17 protein-coding genes are annotated in these 19,615 nt (G+C 73.8%); 7 read left to right on the top strand and 10 right to left on the bottom strand.

Features of this window, described 5'->3' with window-relative positions; genetic code table 11:
• Nucleotides 1–22 precede the first annotated feature (22 nt).
• Entirely contained in the window at nt 23–1,195 is a 1,173-nt protein-coding gene (locus tag AB0G14_RS00365; protein WP_357692242.1) for a DNA recombination protein RmuC, read from the top strand.
• Between the two features lie 157 nt (nt 1,196–1,352).
• Nucleotides 1,353–4,622 (top strand): S8 family serine peptidase, encoded by a 3,270-nt coding sequence (locus AB0G14_RS00360; protein WP_357692240.1) that lies wholly within the window; start codon nt 1,353–1,355, stop codon nt 4,620–4,622.
• A 639-nt stretch (nt 4,623–5,261) separates the two neighbouring features.
• On the opposite strand, the gene AB0G14_RS00355 is transcribed toward AB0G14_RS00360, so the two are convergent.
• The gene (locus AB0G14_RS00355; protein WP_357692238.1) at nt 5,262–5,705 is read right to left on the bottom strand and encodes a hypothetical protein; all 444 of its coding nucleotides are present in this window, start codon (nt 5,703–5,705) and stop codon (nt 5,262–5,264) included.
• A 44-nt stretch (nt 5,706–5,749) separates the two neighbouring features.
• On the bottom strand, nt 5,750–6,736 hold the full coding sequence (locus AB0G14_RS00350) for a 4-hydroxy-3-methylbut-2-enyl diphosphate reductase (protein WP_357692236.1): 987 nt from the start codon (nt 6,734–6,736) through the stop codon (nt 5,750–5,752).
• Nucleotides 6,737–6,913: 177 nt separating this feature from the next.
• On the opposite strand from AB0G14_RS00350, the gene xseA reads away from it, so the two are divergent.
• On the top strand, nt 6,914–8,134 hold the full coding sequence (gene xseA / locus AB0G14_RS00345; protein WP_357692234.1) for an exodeoxyribonuclease VII large subunit: 1,221 nt from the start codon (nt 6,914–6,916) through the stop codon (nt 8,132–8,134).
• A 37-nt stretch (nt 8,135–8,171) separates the two neighbouring features.
• Entirely contained in the window at nt 8,172–8,384 is a 213-nt protein-coding gene (locus AB0G14_RS00340) for an exodeoxyribonuclease VII small subunit (protein ID WP_357692232.1), read from the top strand.
• A 79-nt stretch (nt 8,385–8,463) separates the two neighbouring features.
• Here the strand turns inward: AB0G14_RS00340 and AB0G14_RS00335 are convergent, their stop codons facing one another.
• The 3 genes from AB0G14_RS00335 to AB0G14_RS00325 all read right to left on the bottom strand — a co-directional run bounded on the left by AB0G14_RS00335 (nt 8,464) and on the right by AB0G14_RS00325 (nt 11,197).
• Nucleotides 8,464–9,318: a hypothetical protein gene (locus tag AB0G14_RS00335; RefSeq protein WP_357692230.1), complete on the bottom strand. Its 855-nt coding sequence runs from the start codon at nt 9,316–9,318 to the stop codon at nt 8,464–8,466.
• A 240-nt stretch (nt 9,319–9,558) separates the two neighbouring features.
• Nucleotides 9,559–10,374, bottom strand: a complete 816-nt coding sequence (locus tag AB0G14_RS00330) for a hypothetical protein (RefSeq protein WP_357692228.1) — start codon at nt 10,372–10,374, stop codon at nt 9,559–9,561.
• Nucleotides 10,375–10,486: 112 nt separating this feature from the next.
• Nucleotides 10,487–11,197, bottom strand: a complete 711-nt coding sequence (locus AB0G14_RS00325) for a DUF4245 domain-containing protein (protein ID WP_357692226.1) — start codon at nt 11,195–11,197, stop codon at nt 10,487–10,489.
• A 153-nt stretch (nt 11,198–11,350) separates the two neighbouring features.
• Between AB0G14_RS00325 and glpX the strand changes: the two genes are divergently transcribed.
• On the top strand, nt 11,351–12,385 hold the full coding sequence (gene glpX / locus AB0G14_RS00320; RefSeq protein ID WP_357692224.1) for a class II fructose-bisphosphatase: 1,035 nt from the start codon (nt 11,351–11,353) through the stop codon (nt 12,383–12,385).
• Nucleotides 12,386–12,399: 14 nt separating this feature from the next.
• Nucleotides 12,400–13,374 carry a DMT family transporter gene (locus tag AB0G14_RS00315; protein WP_357692471.1) on the top strand — a complete coding sequence of 325 codons (975 nt, stop codon included), beginning with the start codon at nt 12,400–12,402 and terminating at the stop codon, nt 13,372–13,374.
• Between the two features lie 170 nt (nt 13,375–13,544).
• On the opposite strand, the gene AB0G14_RS00310 is transcribed toward AB0G14_RS00315, so the two are convergent.
• Nucleotides 13,545–14,489 (bottom strand): NAD-dependent epimerase/dehydratase family protein, encoded by a 945-nt coding sequence (locus tag AB0G14_RS00310; protein WP_357692222.1) that lies wholly within the window; start codon nt 14,487–14,489, stop codon nt 13,545–13,547.
• Nucleotides 14,490–14,629: 140 nt separating this feature from the next.
• On the opposite strand from AB0G14_RS00310, the gene AB0G14_RS00305 reads away from it, so the two are divergent.
• Nucleotides 14,630–15,328, top strand: a complete 699-nt coding sequence (locus AB0G14_RS00305; protein ID WP_357692220.1) for a TetR/AcrR family transcriptional regulator — start codon at nt 14,630–14,632, stop codon at nt 15,326–15,328.
• An 18-nt stretch (nt 15,329–15,346) separates the two neighbouring features.
• Here the strand turns inward: AB0G14_RS00305 and AB0G14_RS00300 are convergent, their stop codons facing one another.
• The 4 genes from AB0G14_RS00300 to AB0G14_RS00285 all read right to left on the bottom strand — a co-directional run bounded on the left by AB0G14_RS00300 (nt 15,347) and on the right by AB0G14_RS00285 (nt 19,556).
• The gene (locus AB0G14_RS00300) at nt 15,347–16,939 is read right to left on the bottom strand and encodes a hypothetical protein (RefSeq protein ID WP_357692218.1); all 1,593 of its coding nucleotides are present in this window, start codon (nt 16,937–16,939) and stop codon (nt 15,347–15,349) included.
• Nucleotides 16,940–17,005: 66 nt separating this feature from the next.
• Nucleotides 17,006–17,974 carry an NAD(P)/FAD-dependent oxidoreductase gene (locus AB0G14_RS00295; protein WP_357692216.1) on the bottom strand — a complete coding sequence of 323 codons (969 nt, stop codon included), beginning with the start codon at nt 17,972–17,974 and terminating at the stop codon, nt 17,006–17,008.
• A gap of 115 nt (nt 17,975–18,089) precedes the next feature.
• Nucleotides 18,090–18,743, bottom strand: coding sequence for a rhomboid family intramembrane serine protease (locus tag AB0G14_RS00290; protein WP_357692214.1), 654 nt, complete (start codon nt 18,741–18,743; stop codon nt 18,090–18,092).
• Between the two features lie 114 nt (nt 18,744–18,857).
• On the bottom strand, nt 18,858–19,556 hold the full coding sequence (locus tag AB0G14_RS00285; protein WP_357692212.1) for a lytic transglycosylase domain-containing protein: 699 nt from the start codon (nt 19,554–19,556) through the stop codon (nt 18,858–18,860).
• Between the last annotated feature and the right edge of the window lie 59 nt (nt 19,557–19,615).

Raw genomic sequence — 19,615 nt, 5'->3', positions numbered from 1 at the left:
ACGCGTCTGGCAAGCTCCGGTGGTGGACTTCTCGACGCTGGCCGTGGTGGTCGTCTGCCTCGCCGCCGGAGGCGCGGTGGGCTGGTACGCCGCCCGGGCCCGCTCGGCCACCGACATCGCCCGGCTGGACGCCACGCTGCGGGCCACCCGGGAGGGCGAGGGCCGGCTGGAGCAGTCCATGCGGGCGCTCAGCTACGAGGCGACCGCGCAGTCCCAGGAGGCCGTCGCCCGGGCGGTGGCCCCGCTGCACGAGACGCTGCGCCGCTACGAGCAACGGGTGGCCGAGCTGGAGCGGGACCGGGTCGACGCCTACGCCGAGCTGCGCGAACAGGTCCGCACGATGAGCACCGTCTCCGGCGAGCTGCGCACCGAGACCAAGCAGTTGGTGGCGGCGCTGCGGGCGCCGCAGGTGCGGGGCCGCTGGGGCGAGCACCAACTGCGCCGGATCGTGGAGGCGGCCGGCATGCTGGAGCACTGCGACTTCTCCGAGCAGGTCACCGCCGCCACCGACCACCAGGGGGTCCGCCCCGACCTGGTGGTCCGGCTGCACGGGGGGCGGTCGGTGGTGGTGGACGCCAAGGCGCCCTTCGACGCCTACCTGACCGCGATGGAGTCCCGCGACGAGCGGGGCCGCGACACCCACCTCGACGCGCACGCGCGGCACCTGCGGGCACACGTCGACGCGCTGGCCGCCAAGTCCTACTGGGCCGCGTTCGACAGCACGCCGGAGTTCGTGGTGCTCTTCGTGCCGGCCGACCCGTTCCTCGACGTCGCGTTGCAGCGCGACCCGACGCTGCTGGAGCACGCGTTCGCCCGCAACGTGGTGCTGGCGACGCCGGCCACCCTGGTGGCGCTGCTGCGCACCGTCGCCTACTCGTGGCGGCAGGAGGCGCTGGCCCGCAACGCGGTGGCGGTGCACTCGCTGGCCCGCGAGCTGTACGGCCGACTGTCCACGCTGGGCGACCACGTCGGCAAGCTGGGCGCGTCGCTGGGCGGGGCGGTGACCGCGTACAACCGGGCGGTGGGGTCGCTGGAGGCCCGGGTGCTGGTCAGCGCCCGCAAGCTCGCCGAGCTGGGGGTCTCCGACGAGGAGCTGGCCGCCCCGGCGCAGGTCGAGCTGGCCCCCCGCCAGCCGCAGGCGCCGGAGCTGCTGGGCACGGCCGATGCGCCGACCGGTGGGTCGACACTGGACTGACGGCCGATTCCTACCACCTCCGCTGTGACAATGCGCATCGGTGCACGTCACGAAGTGGTCACAACGAACTCGCCGGTAGTGACACCGACCTGCGCCGAAGGATTTCGGTCACGCGTGCCCTGCATCTGAGGGCCCTGTTCTCTGGAGGAAAGAGAACGTGAGCAAACCCCGAAACCTGAGCCGGCGTACCTCCGCCGCGCTCTTCGCGTCGGTCGTGGCGGCCAGCGCCGTGACCGGCGCGGGCGGAGCCGCGAACGCGAGCACCGCACCCACCGCCGCCCCCGACACCTCGCAGGTCACCCCCGTCGAGGCCCTGGGCTCGCACGACGCCAAGCTGCTCGCCGAGGCGGAAGCGAAGAAGGCCCCGACCGTCACGCTGATCGTCGCCACCGAGAAGGGCGAGGCGAAGGACGTCGCCGCCGACCTCAAGGCGCTCGGCGCCGCGGTCACCGAGCGGTACGACAGCATCGGCTACGTCCTGGCCAAGGTCCCCACCTCGAAGGTGGTGAAGGCGGCCACGCTGCCCGGCGTCTCCGCCGTGGACCTGGACGAGACCATCCAGCTCCCCGACCCGACGCCCGAGGTGGCCCCCGCCGGCAAGAAGGCGGCGAAGCAGGCCGCGACCCTGCCCGGCCCCGGCGCCGACACCCCGGCCGCGAACCCGTACATGCCGACGCACGAGACCGGCGCGGTCTCGTTCGTGAAGCAGCACCCGGAGTGGGACGGCCGCGGCGTCACGATCGGCATCATGGACTCCGGTGTGGACCTCGGCCACCCGGCGCTGCAGCAGACCACCACCGGGGAGCGGAAGATCGTCGACTGGGTCACCGCGACGGACCCGTTCGAGGACGCCACCTGGCGCGCCATGATCACCGAGGTGACCGGCCCGTCGTTCACCGCGTCCGGCGCGACCTGGAAGGCCCCGGCCGGCACCTACCGGTTCAACCGGTTCACCGAGTCGGTCACCACCAACAGCGACCCGGCCGGTGACGTCAACCGCGATGGGGACCGCACCGACGCGTTCGGCATCCTCTACGACCCGGCCACCCACAACATCTGGGTCGACACCAACCAGAACAACGACTTCACCGACGACGCCCTGATGCGGCCGTACAAGGAGAAGTTCGACGTCGGCCACTTCGGCACCGACAACCCGGCGACCCCCGTCGCCGAGCGGATGCCGTTCGTCGTGGAGTACCGCGAGGACGTGGACACCACCCCCATCCGCGGCCCCGGCCCGGTCGACTACGTCAACATCGGCATCGTCGAGAGCACCCACGGCACCCACGTCGCCGGCATCACCGCCGCCAACGACATGCTCGGCAACGGCGCCTTCGACGGTGCCGCGCCCGGTGCCAAGCTCGTCTCCGCCCGCGCCTGCTCGTGGGGTGGCGGCTGCACGTACGCCGCCCTCACCACCGGCATGGCCGACCTGGTGATCAACCGCAAGGTCGACGTGATCAACATGTCGATCGGCGGCCTGCCGGCGCTGAACGACGGCAACAACGCCCGCGCCGAGCTCTACAACAACCTGATCACCACCTACGGCGTGCAGATGTTCATCTCGGCCGGCAACTCCGGCCCGGGCCTGAACACCATCGGCGACCCGTCGGTGGCCGCCAACGTGGTCAGCGTCGCGGCGAGCATCAGCAAGGACACCTGGCTGGCCAACTACGGCTCGGTGGTGGAGCAGAAGAACGCGCTGTTCAACTTCTCCTCCCGTGGCCCGCGCGAGGACGGCGGCGTCAAGCCGAGCATCACCGCGCCCGGCTCCGCCATCTCCACCGCGCCGACCTGGCAGCTCGGCAACCCGGTCCCCGAGGCCGGCTACCCGCTGCCCCCGGGCTACGCGATGCTGAACGGCACCTCGATGGCCTCCCCGCAGGCCGCCGGTGCCGCCGCCCTGCTGCTGTCGGCCGCCAAGGCGACCGACAAGGGCGTCACCCCGGCCGCGCTGCGCCGGGCCGTCTACTCGTCGGCCAAGCCGATCAAGAACGTCCCGACGTACGCCCAGGGCTACGGCATGTTCGACGTGGCGGGCGCGTGGAAGCTGCTGCGCAAGGGCGTGGAGACCCGCTCCTACACCTCCGACGCCCCGGTCTGCACCGTGCTCTCCGGGCAGCTCGGCACCCCGAACCGGGGCACCGGCGTCTACAACCGTTGCGGCTCGGCCGACGGCGGGCACCGGGTCGGCCAGTCGAAGACCTACCAGGTCGCGATCACCCGTACCAGCGGGCCGGCCGGCACCGTGAAGCACGTGGTGGGCCTGCGCGGCAACGACGGCACCTTCAAGGCGCCGAAGACCGTCTCGCTCCCGCTGAACAAGACCGTCACCGTCACGGTCACCGCCAAGCCCGCCACCTCCGGCGCGCACGGCGCGATCATGACGATCGACGACCCGCGTACCTCGGTCATCGACTTCGAGGTCTCCACCGTCGTCGTGGCCTCGAACGACGTGCAGAAGCCCGACTACTCCTTCTCGGCCGAGGGCTCGGTCGACCGGAACGGCTTCACCTCGTACTTCGTGACGGTGCCGCCGGGCACCGGTGCCCTCCAGGTGAACCTGTCCGGCATCGCCACCGGCTCGCAGACGCGGTTCATCGCGTTCAACCCGTACGGCGTCCCGGTGGAAAGCACCTCCAGCCTCGCCTGCTACACCAACTTCTCCGACGCCAACGCCTGCAAGCCGCAGGAGCGCGACTACCAGAACCCGATCGCCGGGGTCTGGGAGATCGAGGTGGAGTCCCGCCGGACCTCGCCGTCGCTGAACAACCCGTACCAGCTCACGGCGCGGGTGCAGGGTGTCGCGGTCGAGCCGGCCGTGATCGAGCTGCCGTCGGTCGACGCCGGTGCGGCGACCCCGGTGACCTGGTCGCTGGCCAACACCTTCGGCCCGGTCGCGGTGACCGGCCAGGGCGGCCCGCTGTCCAGCGTGCACGCCGAGCGGCCGACCATCACCGAGGGCGCGACGCAGGAGTTCATCGTGGAGGTGCCGGCGGGGGCGACCCGCTTCACCGCCCGGATCGGCAACCCGGCCAGCGCCGCGGCCGACCTCGACCTCTTCGTCTTCCGTGGCGCCACGGAGGTCGGTCGGGCCGCCGACGGCGACTCGGAGGAGGCCGTGACCATCAACAACCCCGTGGCGGGCACCTACCGGGTGGTCGTCGACGGCTACGCGGTCGACGGGGCCGGTGGCAGCACCGCCTACGACTACCGTGACTCGTTCTCCGCCGCGGCGCTGGGCAACCTCTCGGCGTCGGCCACCCCGCTCACCCTCGCCAACGGCGCCACCGCCACCCTGACCGGTACGGTGACCGCCCAGTCGACCCCGGCCGCCGGCCGGGCGCTCTTCGGTGAGCTGTCCGTGGTGACCACCGAGGGCGCGGTCGTCGGCCGCGGCGCCGTCTCCATCGGCACCGTGAGCTGACCCGTCCCGCACCGGAACACCGGAGCCCGCCCCCACCCGGGGGCGGGCTCCGCCCGTTCGTGCCTCCGACCACAGCCAATCGGCCTCGGGCCTCGGGCCTCGGGCCTCGGGCCTCGGGCCTCGGGCCTCGGGCCTCGGGCCTCGGGCCTCGGGCCTCGGGGCATTGTCCACGCCACGCTGTCGAGCTGCCCCGTCCATGAGACCGGTTCGAGGCGGCGTCCCGACGGGCCTGCCACCGCCGGCCCTGCCCCTATCCGTGGGGCAGCTCGACAGGGCACACGGCGGGACGGGTCTGCGCAGTTGGCCGACCACCGGCGCCCCGCGCCGAACCCGCCGACCACCGGCCCCGCGCCGAACCCGCCGGGAACCGGCCCCGCGCCGAACCCGCCGGCAACCGCCCCGCGCCGAGCCCGCCGGCGACCGGCGCCCCGCGCCGAACCCGCCGGCAACCGCCCCGCGCCGAACCCGCCGGCAACCGCCCCGCGCCGAACCCGCCGGCAACCGCCCCGCGCCGAGCCCGCCGGCGACCGGCCCGCGCTGAAGTCCCGGCGGCACCGCTGCCCGCCCGCAACGACGCCCGCCGCGATCAGGACCCCGCGCGATGAGCACCCGACGCGCCGCCTGCGCGCGGATGGCGGCTCAGCCGCGGCGGGCGGTGTCGACCTGGAAGGGCGTGCCCTGCTGGCAGGTGGTGAGCAGGTCGGGCTGGACCCGACCGGTGACGGTCACCTTCGCGCCGGGCTTCAGCACGTCGCGCGGGCCGCCGATCAGCAGGTAGTTGCCGAGCAGCAGGCAGTTGGGCTCGACCCCGGGGGTGACCGTCCCGGTCAGCGTGGTGCCGCCCGCTGGCGGCGACGAGGTCGGCCGGCCCGGGCGCTTCGTGGGTGGGGGCAGGACGGGGCCGCTCGCGTCGTCGCTGGTCGGCGGCGTGCCGGGGGTGGTCTGATCCGGGCTGGACGGCGTGGTCACTGGGGCTCCCGTCGGGCTGGGGGTGGGGATGTCGCCGCCACCGTCCTGACCGCCGCAGGCGCTCAGCGCCACGCAGACGGCCAGCGCGGAGGCGGCGAGCCGAAAGGTCCTCATACCCGTATCGGACGCAGCGAAGCCCGGCGCCGTTCCCTGCCGGGTCAGCCGCGGGCCGCGGCGGCCTTCATGTCCCGCTTGAGCTCCTGCGGCAGCGAGAAGGTCAGCCGCTCGTTGGCCGTCACCACCTCGTCCACGTCGGTGAACCCGTGCACGGCGAGGTGGGCGAGCACCTCCTGCACCAGCTCGTCCGGGACGCTGGCGCCCGAGGTCAGCCCGACCGTGCGCGCCCCCTCCAGCCAGGCGTCGTCGATCTCGTGCGCGAAGTCGACGAGGTGACCGGCCCGCGCGCCGGCGTCCAGGGCGACCTCGACGAGGCGTACGGAGTTGGAGGAGTTGCGCGAGCCGACGACGATCACCACGTCGCACTCGGGCGCGATCTCCTTGACCACGTGCTGACGGTTGGAGGTGGCGTAGCAGATGTCGTCGCTGGGGGGCGACTGGAGCATCGGCAGCCGCTTCTTGAGCCGGGCCACCGTCTCCAGCGTCTCGTCGACCGAGAGGGTGGTCTGGGAGAGCCAGACGACCTTGTTCGGGTCGCGGACGGTGATCTTGTCGGCGTCCTCCGGGCCGTCCACGAGCTGGATGTGCTCCGGGGCCTCGCCGGAGGTGCCGATGACCTCCTCGTGCCCCTCGTGGCCGATGAGCAGGATGTCGTAGTCCTCGGCGGCGAACCGCTTCGCCTCCTGGTGCACCTTGGTGACCAGCGGGCAGGTCGCGTCGATCGCCTTGAGCGAGCGCGTGCGGGCCTGCTCGTAGACCTCCGGCGCCACCCCGTGCGCGGAGAAGATGACGGTGGCGCCCTCCGGCACCTCCTCGTTCTCCTCCACGAAGATCGCGCCCTTGGCCTCCAAGGTCTGCACGACGTGCTTGTTGTGCACGATCTGCTTGCGTACGTAGATCGGGGCGCCGTAGAGCTTGAGCGCCTCCTCCACGGTCTGCACCGCGCGGTCCACGCCCGCGCAGTAGCCGCGGGGCTTGGCCAGGAGCACGCGCTTGCCGGTCCGGGACGTCGCTTCAGCCTGAGTCACCCGCCCATCGTACGTGCCGCCCGGACGGCGACATCGACTGCGACCGCCGCCACAGGGACAGCCCGCGCCCAGCACCCGACCCACCTCGTTGATCATGAAGTTGCCCACGACACGCCGTCAGCAGGGCAACAGCTTCATGATCAACGGAGCTCGGACGGCGGGCCGTAGGGTGGGCGGGTGAGCACAGGCGAGGTGGGGCGGAGCACGTCCGAGGAGCCGTGGCCGGTCCGGGTGGTCAGCCAGAAGGTCGGCGCCTGGATCGCCCGGCTGGGCTGGGTGTGGGTCGACGGGCAGGTGGCGCAGATCAGCCGCCGGCCGGGCGCCACCACCGTCTTCCTCACCCTGCGGGACCCGTCGGCCGACCTGAGCCTGACCGTCACCACCAACCGGGACGTCCTCGACGCCGGCGCGCCGGAGCTGCGCGAGGGTGCCCGGGTGGTGCTGCACGCCAAGCCGGAGTTCTACGCGGCCCGGGGCACGCTCAGCCTGCGCGCCGACGAGATCCGGCAGGTCGGCCTCGGCGAGCTGCTGGCCCGGCTGGAGAAGCTCAAGAAGCTCCTCGCCGCCGAGGGGCTCTTCGACCGGGCCCGCAAGCGCCGACCGCCGTTCCTGCCCAACCGGATCGGGCTGATCACCGGCCGCGCGTCGGCCGCCGAGCGGGACGTGCTGACCAACGCCCGACGGCGCTGGCCGGCCGTGGAGTTCCGCACGGTCAACGTGGCCGTCCAGGGGCCGAGCGCGGTCCCGCAGATCGTCGACGCACTCAAGGTGCTGGACGCCGACCCGACCATCGACGTGATCATCATCGCCCGGGGCGGGGGCGGCATCGAGGATCTGCTCCCCTTCTCCGACGAGGCGCTCTGCCGGGCGGTGTTCGCCTGCCGCACGCCGGTGGTCAGCGCGATCGGCCACGAGACGGACGCGCCACTGGTCGATTACGTCGCCGACCTGCGCGCCTCCACGCCGACCGACGCGGCCAAGCGGGTGGTCCCCGACCTCACCGAGGAGGTACGCCTCATCCGGCAGGCCCGGCACCGCCTGGAACGCGCGGTGCGCAACCTCGTCGACCGCGAGTCGCACCGGCTCGACGGGCTGCGCTCCCGGCCCGTGTTGGCCCGCCCGCAGGTGATGGTCGACCAGCGGGCCACCGACCTGACCGGGCTCCGCCAACGGGCCGGGCGCTGCCTGGACCACCGGCTCGCGGCCGCCGACGACGACCTGCGGCACACCCTGGCCCGGCTGCGTGCCCTCTCGCCGGCGGCCACCCTCGACCGGGGCTACGCGATCGTCCAGCGGGCCGACGGGCACGTCGTTCGGGCCGCGTCCGAGGTGGGCAAGGGCGACGCGCTGCGGGTCCGGCTCGCCGACGGCGAACTGGCCGCCACGGTCGACGGCTGAACGGGCAGGGCAGACACGATGTGGTGGGATGGCAGCGATGACTGACGAGAAGAAGGACGAGCGCCTCAGCTACGAGCAGGCCCGCGCCGAGCTGGCGTCGGTGGTCGAGCGGCTGGAGGCCGGCGGCACGACGCTGGAGGAGTCGCTGGCGCTCTGGGAGCGCGGCGAGAAGCTGGCCGAGGTCTGCCAGCGCTGGCTCGACGGCGCCCGCGCCCGGATCGACGCCGCCCGGCAGGAGGCCGCCTCCTGACGTCCCCGCGCGTCGATCACGGGGTTTGTGGGGGACGAGACGTCACCCACCACAAACCCCGTGACCGACGCGGCGCGCGTCAGTTGAACAGGTTGTAGAGCTCCGCCGGAGCCTCGACCACCTGGTCCGCCGGCGGCCTCTGCGCGGCGGTGGCGTTGCCGTAGTCCGAGTAGGTGATCCGGATGTCCTGCGCCTTCGTCTGGCCGGCGGCCGGGATCTGGATGACCATCTCGCTGAGTCGCCCCTGCGGGTCGAGCTTCGCGGTGAACGGCACCGACTTCGCCTGCGCGCCGAGGGCCGTGACCACCGCCGGGTCCACCGAACCCGCCTGCGCCGCCTTCGACACGTCGATGGTGCCGGCGTACGCGCCCTCGCCCGTCTGCCGCACCTCGGTGATGCCCTGGGTCAGCACCTCGCTGCCCGCCGGGTCGACCTTGTCGAAGTCGAAGCCGAGGTTCCGGTTGCCCTTGATCCGGGTCTGGTCGAGGTGCTGGTACTTGCCGAGGTTCAGCTTCTGCACGCCCGGCAGGCTGCCCGCGGTCGTGCCGCCGAGTTCCAGCTTCACCCAGCTGTCCGGCTTGGCGTGGATCAGGTCGAGCTTCATGAACAGGTCGTCGGTCGGCTGGCCGATCGTCACCCGCATCTCGGCGCTCTGGCTGGGCTCGTGCACCTGCCCCTCCGCCGCGGAGCCGGCGCCGGACATGGTGAACCGGAAGTTGCCGTTGCTGATCTCGCGGGTGGAGGCCAGCAGCGCCTGCTTGGCGTCGCCGGGGACCGGGGTCGCGGCGCCGGAGGCCGCCACCGTGCCGGACGCCGACCCGGACGGGGAGGCGGACGAGCCCGCCTCCGGTGTCCCGCTGGCATCGCAGGCGGCCAGACCAGGAGTGAACAGCGCGGCGGCCACCAGGCCGGCGCTCAGGCGTCGAAGAGTCATGCGTGTCTCCCACGTGGGTCACCCGACGCACCTGACGGCGCCGGAAACCGGGCGACGCACCGCGTCGGCTACGTCGCGCGAGCCCGCGGGCCGGCCGCCGGAGCGGCCGGGCGGGCCCGCTCCCCTGTTGTTCCCTGCCACCGCGTCGCACAATCACCGGTCTGTCCGGTTGCCCCGGTCGGGTGACCGCCGAAACGCGGAAACGGGCGGCCGGAGCCGCCCGTTTCCGTCGTGCCGGTGTTACTTGAGCATCTCGTACGTCGAGGCCGGGGCCTCGACGACCTTGTCCGCCGCCGGCTTCTGCGGGGCGGTGGCGTTGCCGTAGTCGGCGTAGGTGACCGTGATGTCGTGGGCCTTGGTGTCACCGGCCGCGGGGACCGAGATGACCAGCTCGGTGAGCCGGCCCTGGGCATCCAGCTTGGCGGTGAAGGGCAGCGACTTGGCCTGCGCGCCGAGCGCCTTGACCAGGTCGGAGTCCAGGGCGGCCGAGTCGTCGCCCACGGCGGACGCGTCGAGCTTGCCGGCGTAGCTGCCCTCGCCGGTCTTCTGCACCTCGGTGATGCCCTTGGCGAGCACGGCGGTGCCGGCCGGGTCCACGTCCTCCATGTTGAGGCCGAGCTCGCCGGCGTCCTTGACCTTGGACTGGTCGAGGTGCTGGTACTTGTCCTTCATCTTGTCGGCGCCGGGGATCATCGCCCCCAGGTCGCCGAGGTCCATCTTCACCCAGCTGTCCGGCTCGATGTAGATCATCTCCATGCCGAAGGTCGTGCCGGAGCCGTCGTCGACCTTCATCGTGAACTGGGCGCTGTTGCTGGGCTTGTGCACCGAGCCCTTGCCGCTGATGCCGTCACCGGCGATGGTGAAGTTGAAGTTCCCCTTCTCGATCTCCTTGGTGGAGGCGAGCAGCGCCTCCTTCGGGTCGGCGGGGACGGCCGGGGCCGACGACGCGGACGAGCCGGCGGCGCCGGGCTCGGCGGCGTCCGACTTGCAGGCGGCCAGGCCGGGAACGAGCAGGGTGGCGGCGAGCACGCCGACGCTCCACCGTCGAATGTTCACTGTTGTCTCTCTTCGCAGAACGGTAAGCACCCGGCCGACCGTGGTCGCCGGAGGTGAGCCGGGGCAGCGTAGCCGATGGGACCGACGTCCGGGGGCCCTCGACGGCCGGCCGCTACCGGATCGTCCCGGCCAGGTGTCGCAGCTCGTTGTCCCGGGCGTCGCCGACCACGATCACCGTCCGGTTCGGTTCGAGCAGCACCAGCGCCTGCTCGTTGGCCCGGGCGGTGTACCGCTGCCAGGTGCGCCCGCCCAGGTCGGTCTGCCCCTGGGGTTGCCCCTCGGCGGTCAGCTCGGCCGGCAGCAGCCGCTCCGGCGGCACGTTGCTCTGCACCAGCTGGGCGCCCCGCCCCTCCGGGGTGAGGTAGCCGAGGCGCAGGCTCGCCCCGCCCTCGACGTTCTGGAAGGTCGCGTTGACCGTCCGCCACCCGTCTCCCAGCTCCACCGGCTCGCTGACCGGGAACGCGTTGGCGGCCCGGGCCGACTCGACGGCGGGCGCGGGGTCGACCGTGACCGGCTGGTCGCCGCCGAGGAACCCCCGGTAGAAGGCGAGTAGCAGGGCGATCGGGATCAGCAGCACGAGCAGCGAGAGCGCCATGTCCTTCGGCGACCGCTCCGACTTGCGGGCGTCGACCGCGGGCGGCGGCGCGGGCAGCTCGCCCGTCTCCGTCGCGCCGGCCGGCACGGCGCCCGGCGCGGCGGGAGGCTCCACCAGCGCCGGCTCGCCCTCCGGCACGGCGGCGGCCGGGGTCGGGGCGACCGGCGGCTGACCGTCCGGCGGCGTCTGGTCGGCGGGTACGCGATCGGCAGGCTGTGCGGGTTCCACCCCGCCATCTTCCCGCACCGCCCGACCGGCCGTATCCGGGCCATCACCGCCCCGGCACGGCGCCCGGTCCGCCATCGTGTGAGGATCAGCGACACAGCCGGCAGCGGCGACGCCGCACCCTGCCGCCCCGCAACGTCGCGAGGAGGAGCCGTCATGACCAACACCACCAGGACGCGGATCCCACAGGATCTCGACCGCAACCTCGCCCTCGACCTGGTCCGGGTCACCGAGGCCGCGGCGATGGCCGCCGGCCGCTGGGTCGGCCGGGGCGACAAGGAGGGCGGCGACGGGGCCGCCGTCGACGCGATGCGCAAGCTGATCAACTCGATCCCCATGCGGGGCGTCGTGGTGATCGGCGAGGGCGAGAAGGACAACGCGCCGATGCTCTTCAACGGCGAGGAGGTCGGCGACGGCACCGGGCCGGAGGTGGACGTCGCGGTCGACCCGATCGACGGCACCACGCTGATGAGCAAGGGCATGCCGAACGCGCTGGCCGTGCTCGCGGTCGCCGAGCGCGGGGCCATGTTCGACCCGAGCGCCGTGTTCTACATGGAGAAGCTCGCGGTCGGCCCGGTCTACGCCGACGTGGTGGACATCAACGCCGGGGTGGCCGACAACCTGCGCCGGATCGCCAAGGTCAAGGGCGCCGACATCTCCGAGGTGACGGTCTGCGTCCTGGACCGTCCCCGGCACGACGACCTGGTGGCGCAGATCCGGCGCGCCGGGGCGGGCATCCGCTTCATCTCCGACGGCGACATCGCGGGCGCCATCGCCGCCGCCCGTGGCGAGTCGGACGTCGACGTGCTGATGGGCATCGGCGGCACCCCGGAGGGGATCACCGCGGCCTGTGCCCTCAAGTGCATGGGCGGGGTGATGCAGGCCAAGCTCTGGCCGCGCGACGCCGAGGAGCGGGAGAAGGCGCTCGCCGCCGGGCACGACCTGGACCGGGTGCTCACCACCGACGACCTCGTCACCGGCGACAACTGCTTCTTCGTGGCGACCGGGGTCACCTCCGGCGACCTGCTGCGCGGGGTCCGCTACCGGGCCGGCGGGGCGTACACCCAGTCGATCGTGATGCGCTCGAAGAGCGGCACGATCCGGGTGATCGACTCGTACCACCGGCTGGAGAAGCTGGCCCTCTACTCGGCGGTGGACTTCGACGGTCGCCCCCTGGCCGAGCAGGAGTGACCGCCACCGGGACGATGGCCCCGCCGGCCCCGTCGGCGACCCGCCGGATCGCCGGCGTGGGCCTCGCGACCGCCTCCGGGGTCGCCGTGGCCGTGCAGTCCCGGATCAACGGCGAGTTGGGCGTACGCCTGTCCGACGGGATCGCCGCCGCGGTGGTCTCGTTCGGCGTGGGCCTGCTGGTGCTGTTGGTGCTGGTTCCCGCCACCCAGGGTGGGCGGCGGGGACTGGTGGCCCTGCGTGGTGCGCTCGCCGACGGCACGCTGCGGCCGTGGCAGTGCCTCGGCGGGGTGTGCGGCGCCCTGCTGGTGGCCGCGCAGGGGCTGACCATCGGCGCCCTGGGCGTGGCCGTGTTCACCGTGGCGGTGGTCGCCGGCCAGTCCGGCAGCAGCCTGGCCGTCGACCGGGCGGGGCTCGGCCCGAACGGGCGCCAGCCGGTCACCGCCCAGCGGTTGGCCGGCGCGGCGCTGACCGTGGTAGCCGTCCTGCTGGCCGTCGGCGACCGGCTCGGCGACCCGGGCACCCTCGGGCTGGCGCTGCTGCCGCTGCTCGCGGGGGTAGCCATCGCCTGGCAGCAGGCGGTCAACGGTCGGGTGCGGATGGCCTCCGGCAGCGCCCTGGCGGCCACGCTGGTCAACTTCACCGCCGGGACGACGGCCCTGCTGGCGACCTTCGCCGTCGACGTCGCGGTCCGGGGCTGGCCGGCAGGCGACCTGCCCACCGAGCCCTGGTTCTACCTGGGTGGGCCGATCGGGATCGTGTTCATCGCGATCGCGGCCGCGATCGTCCGGTTCACCGGCGTGCTGTTGCTCGGCCTGGCCACCATCGCCGGTCAGATCGTCGGCGCCGTGCTGCTGGACGTGCTGCGGCCCACGACGGCCTCCCACCCGAGCCCCACCACGCTGCTCGGCGCGGCGCTGACCATGGTCGCGGTCCTCGTCACCGCGCTCGCCCCGGCTGCGCCCCGCCAGCCGGACGGCCCGGCCCGCTGACGTCGTCAGGGCGGTGGCCGACAAGGGATCCTGCTCGACCGCCGACGACCCGACGCCGGGCCTGTCCACCGACACGGCCGACCACCTGTCCACCGACACCGACAGCCGGCCCCCTGCCGCCGCCGGGCGTGCCGGCCCGCGTGGAGCGGACCGGCGGGCGTGCCGGGTGTTCAGGAGGCCCGCGCCGGAGCCGGCCGGGCGCGGAGGGCGGCGACGGTGTCGGCGAGGGCGTCGTCGAGCGGGGTCGGGTCGATGCCGAAGGTCGCGACGGCCGCAGTGGAGTCCAGCACGAACGGCCGGTCGAACTGGTAGGCGATCTCCCGCAGCTCCTTCGCGGCCGGGTCGAACAACCCGCCCAGCCACAGCACCGGCCCGGGCATCCGGGCGAGCTTCGGCGCGGGCGCCCCGGCGAGCATGGCCGCGCGGGCGGCCAGGCCACGGATCGAGACCGCCGGCGCGGTCGGCACGTGCCAGGCCCGGCCCCAGCCCCGCTCGTCGGTGGCCGCGGCCACCAGGGTGCGGGCCACGTCCGGCACGTACGTCCAGCTGTGCGGCGCGTCGAGGTCCGCCGGCACCAGCGCGCGCCGGCCGGCCAGGACCTGCGGCAGCACCAGCATGCTCGGCAGCGATTGGGCTCCGGCGCCCAGGTAGTCCGAGCCCCGCACCTCGGTGACCCGGACCCGGCCCGCCTCGTGGGCGGCGAGCGCGTCGGCCCACATCTGCGCCCGGACCCGCCCCTTCACGCTGCTCGGCCGCAGCGGCGTCGCCTCGGTCATCGGGACGTCGACGGGGCCGTAGCCGTAGAGGTTGCCGACGGTGGCGAGCACCGCCCCGCTCCGCTCGGCGGCGGTGAGCAGGGCGGTGGCCAGCGGCGGCCAGTCGGTGGTCCACCGGTGGTAGGCCGGGTTGGCGCAGTTGTAGAGCGCCGCCGCGCCGGTGGTCGCCGCGGTGAGCCGGTCGGCGTCGGTGGCGTCCGCGGCGATCCGCTCGACCGCCGGGTGCTCCGGCCCACCGCCCCGGCGGGTCACCAGCCGCACCCGCTCGCCCCGGTCGGCGAGGAGGCGGGCGGTGGCGGTGCCGACGGGGCCGGCGCCGACGATCACGTGCAGTGCCATCAGGGGTCACCTTTCAGACCGGCGATTCTCTCCGAGAGCGGTGCTCTCGTTCGACCCAAGCATGACCCAGGACCCTACGCTGCGTCAAGAGCACTGCTCTCGATTTTGATCTGCGCTCTCATCCGTGGCAGGGTGGAGGCATGGCTGCATCCTCCATCCGCGCCCGGGTCCGCGCCGAGATGATCGACGAGATCAAGGCCGTGGCCCGGCGACACCTCGCCAGCGACGGCGCCAACCTGTCGCTCCGTGCGGTCGCCCGGGACATGGGCATGGTCTCGTCGGCGATCTACCGCTACTTCCCCAGCCGCGACGAGTTGCTGACCGCGCTGATCATCGAGGCGTACGACGCGCTCGGCGAGGCCGTGGAGGCGGCCGACGCCGGATGCGACCGCCTCGACCTGCGCGGACGCTGGCACGCCGCCTGCCGGGCGGCCCGCGGCTGGGCGCTCGCCCACCCCGCCGAGTACGCCCTGCTCTACGGCAGCCCCGTGCCCGGCTACGCCGCCCCGGACGACACCATCGGCCCCGCCCAGCGACCGCCGCTGACCCTGATCGGCATCCTCCGCGACGGATTCGGCGCCGGTCGGCTCGATCCGCCACCGGCCGCCGAGGTGGCCGGGCCGCTCCGCGCCGACCTGGCGGACCTGGCCGGGATGCTGGGCGGTGAGCTGCCCGAGGCACTGCTCGCCCGGGGCATGGCCGGCTGGACCCAGCTCTTCGGGCTGATCAGCTTCGAACTGTTCGGCCGGATCAACCGCACGCTGCCGCATCGGGACGCGTACTTCGACCACCAGACGGCACTGATGGCCGACCTGATCGGGCTCCCCCGCACGGGCTGAACCCGTCCCGCGCGACGGTCAGCGGGGCGGCACGGCGGGACGCGGCGTCGGCCACGGCGGATCGACCGGCTCGGCGGACGCTCCGACCAGCCGGGCCGCCCGCCAGCCCAGCAGCAGCCCCGGCACCGTGGCCACCGCCGCGAGCAGCAGAGCCGTGCGGGTGTACGCGGGCCGGCCGTAGAGCCAGCCGACCAGCGGCAGCGCGGTCAGCGCCAGGGTCAGGGCGGTGGCCAGCAGCGCCTCCAGGGTCCACCGACCGGGCGCGCCCCGCGACCAGGCCGGCACCAGGGCGAACAGCAGCACGCCCAGCAGGACCGGGAGCAACGCGAGGAGGGCCAGCCAGAGCTGCGGCTCACCCGGCCAGACGACGGCCAGCAGCGCCCAGGCGCTGGCCCCGAGCGCGGCCAGGCAGGTCGGCAGCCAGGGCCCGTTCCCGGCCCGGAGCCCCGCCCGGGCGCCCGACACGGCGAGCACCGATACGCCCAGCATGAGCCCCGCGAGCAGGGCGAGGAGCGGATCGGCACCCCGGTCCGCCGGGGTGCTCCGGCCGAGCGCCGGCGGGCGTCGGTCGAACGGGTACCCGCCCACCTGGGCGTCGACGAAGCCGAGCCGCTCCCAGGTCCCGTCCGGCCGGCGGAGGGCGAAGCCGTCCCGACCGTTGGCCACCAGCACGACGTGCCGGCCGTCGCCGGTGTCCCGCACGGTCAGCTCCTGGGCGGCGATCCGCTCCCCCCGCGGCCCCGGGTCCGGGTACTGCCGGAGGAGGACGGCCCGCTGCGCCTCGGTCACCGCCCAGGCGGGGTGCCAGCTCCGGCCCCCGTCGTCGCTCTGGTCCACCGCGAGCCGGCCGGGGACCACCCGGTAGCAGCGCGTCGGTACGGCGGTCGAGCAGTCCCGGCTGACCGGGCCGGCGACCGGCCCCTTCACGCCGGTCAGCGCCTCGATCTCGCTCCGCGTCGGATCGCGCCACGTCACCCCGGCGTCATCGCTCACCCGCCAGTCGGGCGTGGTGCCGAGGACCTGGTCGGCGTAGCCGTGGCCGATGCCGGCCGCCAACCGTTCGTCGAGGACCACTGCCCGGACGGCGTCGGGATAGTGGACGGCGCTGGTCGCCGCCACCGCGAGCGTCGCCGCCGGCAGCAGCACCAGCAGGTGGACCAGCCGGGCGGACCGCCGCCGCACCGGCTCCCGCCGCGCCCAGGCCCAGCACCAGCCCGCGAGGGCCAGGGCCGGCAGGGCGAGCAGGTCGCTGCGGTCCGCCCGGATCAGCGAGGGCCCGCTGACGGCGCTCCAGGCCGCCGAGGCGACGGTGGCGGCGTACCCGCTGGACTTGACCACGGTGAAGCCGGCGGCGACGAGACCGAGCCCGAACCCGGCGGCGGTGCGGGCCGGCAGCCGCGGCGCCAGCAGGGTGAGCAGCACCGCGACCAGCGGCGGCGCGAGGACCAGGCCGGCGAGGTCGCTGAGCTTGCCGGTCAGCGCGCCGGGGAAGGCCGCCTTGAGCAGGTGGTCGTTGACCACGAGGAGGACGAGGGCGGCGACCGTCGCGGGGTGCCCCAGCCAGGCCAGGGTCGCCGGCGCGCCGTCGCGGTGCGGAGCCGGGACGCTCATCCGCCCACCGTCGCAGCCATTGATCTCGATCCGGCCACGGCCCGGGCGGCATCCGGTACCGGTGCGTCAGGTGCCGTCGGAGGAGTGCCCGGGGAAGAGGTGCGCGCTCGGGTCGATGGCCACGGCCGCGTTGTTCACCGCCGTGGCGGCCTCGCCGAAGCCGGTGGCGATCAGCCGCACCTTGCCCGGGTACTCGGTGATGTCGCCGGCCGCGAAGACCCGGGGCAGGTTCGTCGCCATCGCGCTGTCGACGACGATGTGCCGGCGGTCGAGCCGCAGCCCCCACTCGGCCAGCGGGCCGAGGTCGGCGGTGAAGCCGAGGGCGGCGACCACCGTGTCCACCGGCAGCAGCTCGGCGGCGCCGCCGCGTACGGTGATCTCGGCGCCGCTCACCGCCCCGTCGCCGTGCAGCCCGGTCACCTCCGCGTTGACGATCACGCGCACCGGCAGCTCCAGCACCCGGGCGACGGTGGCGGCGTGGGCGCGGAACTTCTCCCGCCGGTGCGCCAGCGTCACCGAGCGGGCCAGCGGCTGGAGCGTCAGCGCCCAGTCGAAGGCGGAGTCGCCGCCGCCGACGATCAGCACGTCCCGGCCGGCCAGCTCGGTCGGCTGCGGTACGAAGTAGACGATCCCCGTACCGGCGAAGTGCTCCGCCACCGGCAGCGGGCGGGGCGTGAAGCTGCCCAGCCCGCCGGTCACGATCACCGCCCCGCAGCCGAGCTGCTCGCCCCCGGCGAGGCCGAGCACCGGCCGCCCGTCGGCGTACGAGAGCTTCTCGGCGCGGGTGCCGAGCAGGTAGCGCGGGTCGAAGGGCGCCGCCTGGGCGACGAGGTTGGCGATCAGGTCCCGCCCCTTGACCGCCGGGAAGCCGGCCACGTCGTGGATCAGCTTCTCCGGGTACATGGCGGTGATCTGGCCGCCGGGCTCGGGCAGCGCGTCGACGACCGCGACGGAGAGCCCGCGGAAGCCGGCGTAGTAGGCCGCGAACAACCCGGCCGGACCGGCCCCGATCACCGCGACATCGACCTCGCGCATGGGCGTACCGTCGCTTTCCGCTCACGGATCAACGCGTGCTGATCCCGACGGTAGGGCCGGCGGTGTGCCCGGGCAAGCACGTCCCACCGGCCGCACGGCACCGGCGCGTCGGCGCTCAGGGCAGGGTGAGCGTGGACTCCGAGCGGTGGGGGCCGCCGAGGTCGTCCCGGCGGCGCCGGAAGATGATCGCGGCGACCGCCCCGCCGAGCAGCCCGAACAGGTGCCCCTGCCAGGAGATCCGCTCGTCGGTGGGGAGGATGCCGACCAGCTGCCAGCCGTAGAGCAGGCCGACCAGCAGGAAGACCGCGAAGTTCCACCAGCTCCGCTCGACGATCCCCCGCATGAGCAGGATGCCCAGGTAGCCGAAGATGACGCCGCTCGCGCCGACCACGACGGAGTTGGACGAGCCGGTGAACCACACCCCCAGCCCGCTGACCAGGACGATGACGAGCGTCGACCAGAGGAACCGGCGGGCGCCGGCGGCGAGCACGAAGGTGCCGAGCAGGATCAGCGGGATGCTGTTGCTGTAGAGGTGGTCGAAGCCGTGGTGCAGGAACGGCGAGAAGAACACCCCGTCGAGCCCGTCGATGCGCTTGGGGATGATCCCGGCGGCGGTGTCGAAGCCGGCCGCCAGCCCCTTGTCGAGGGCCTCGATGAGGAAGAGGAACGGCACCACCGCGCACATGGCGACGAAGGCCCGGCCGAGCGCGGCGTAGAACGCCTCGGTGCCGAACCGGTGCGGATCGCCGCTTCGCGGGTGCAGGGTCACCCGTCAAGAGCTATCAGGTGACGGCCCGTGCCGCCACTCCTGCGGCGATCCGTGCGCCCCGACGACGGAGGCGGGGTGTGTGGACGCCCACACACCCCGCCTCCGGTCGGTCGGTCAGTACCAGCCCACGTCCTGGGAGTGCGCCCAGGCCTTGCAGGGCGAGCCGTAGCGGCCCTCGATGTAGCCGAGGCCCCACTTGATCTGGGTCGCCGGGTTGGTCTGCCAGTCGTCGGCGACCGAGCCCATCTTGCTGCCCGGCAGCGCCTGCGGGATGCCGTACGCCCCGGACGAGGAGTTGCGGGCCTTGTGGTTCCAGCCGCTCTCCTTGGTCCAGAGCTTGTCCAGACAGGGGAACTGGTCCATCCCGAAGCCGGCCTTCACCATGAGCGCGCAGCCGACCTCGCGGTTGCCGCTGAACTCCGCGCAGGACGCCGGGATCGGCCCGTCGTACGGCTTGCTCTCGGCGGCCTTCTCGGCCGCGGCCTTGGCGGCGGCCTCCCGCGCCTTCTTCCGGGACGCGGCGGCGGCCTCGGCCTCGCGGGCCCGCTTGGCGGCTTCCTTGGCCGCCGCGGCGGCGCGCAGCTTCGCCTGGTATTCGGCGGCCCGCTGCTTCGCCGACTGCACCTGGTGGGCGGCCTGGCGTTCGCGCTGGTAGTCGAGCTCGGCCTCCTCCACGGCGGCGCCGACCTGCGCGGTGAGGCCTTGTTGCTGGGTCTGTCGGTCTTCGCCCAGGTAGACACCGCCGGCAACGCCCACGGAGAGCAGTGCGACAGCGGCCGTGCGGGCGCCGAACCGGCTCCACAGCCGACTCACGAAGTGGTCCCTTCGTCGGGGGCAAGGACACGGCGCGGGCACCCTTCATGGGGCGGGTC

Source organism: Micromonospora sp. NPDC023814 (genome assembly GCF_040639595.1).
In the GTDB taxonomy this organism is placed as follows: Bacteria; Actinomycetota; Actinomycetes; order Mycobacteriales; family Micromonosporaceae; genus Micromonospora.
The sequence above is the reverse complement of the archived record's forward strand: the minus strand, read 5'-3'. Positions and strand labels throughout refer to the sequence as shown.

What these genes read in the sequence shown, in the direction of transcription:
- AB0G14_RS00355 (WP_357692238.1), bottom strand. Translation starts at nt 5,705, where the DNA reads ATGAGGACCTTTCGGCTCGCCGCCTCCGCGCTGGCCGTCTGCGTGGCG.
- AB0G14_RS00310 (WP_357692222.1), bottom strand. Translation starts at nt 14,489, where the DNA reads ATGGCACTGCACGTGATCGTCGGCGCCGGCCCCGTCGGCACCGCCACC.
- glpX (WP_357692224.1), top strand. Translation starts at nt 11,351, where the DNA reads ATGACCAACACCACCAGGACGCGGATCCCACAGGATCTCGACCGCAAC.
- AB0G14_RS00295 (WP_357692216.1), bottom strand. Translation starts at nt 17,974, where the DNA reads ATGCGCGAGGTCGATGTCGCGGTGATCGGGGCCGGTCCGGCCGGGTTG.
- AB0G14_RS00340 (WP_357692232.1), top strand. Translation starts at nt 8,172, where the DNA reads ATGACTGACGAGAAGAAGGACGAGCGCCTCAGCTACGAGCAGGCCCGC.
- AB0G14_RS00335 (WP_357692230.1), bottom strand. Translation starts at nt 9,318, where the DNA reads ATGACTCTTCGACGCCTGAGCGCCGGCCTGGTGGCCGCCGCGCTGTTC.
- AB0G14_RS00305 (WP_357692220.1), top strand. Translation starts at nt 14,630, where the DNA reads ATGGCTGCATCCTCCATCCGCGCCCGGGTCCGCGCCGAGATGATCGAC.
- AB0G14_RS00315 (WP_357692471.1), top strand. Translation starts at nt 12,400, where the DNA reads ATGGCCCCGCCGGCCCCGTCGGCGACCCGCCGGATCGCCGGCGTGGGC.
- AB0G14_RS00300 (WP_357692218.1), bottom strand. Translation starts at nt 16,939, where the DNA reads ATGAGCGTCCCGGCTCCGCACCGCGACGGCGCGCCGGCGACCCTGGCC.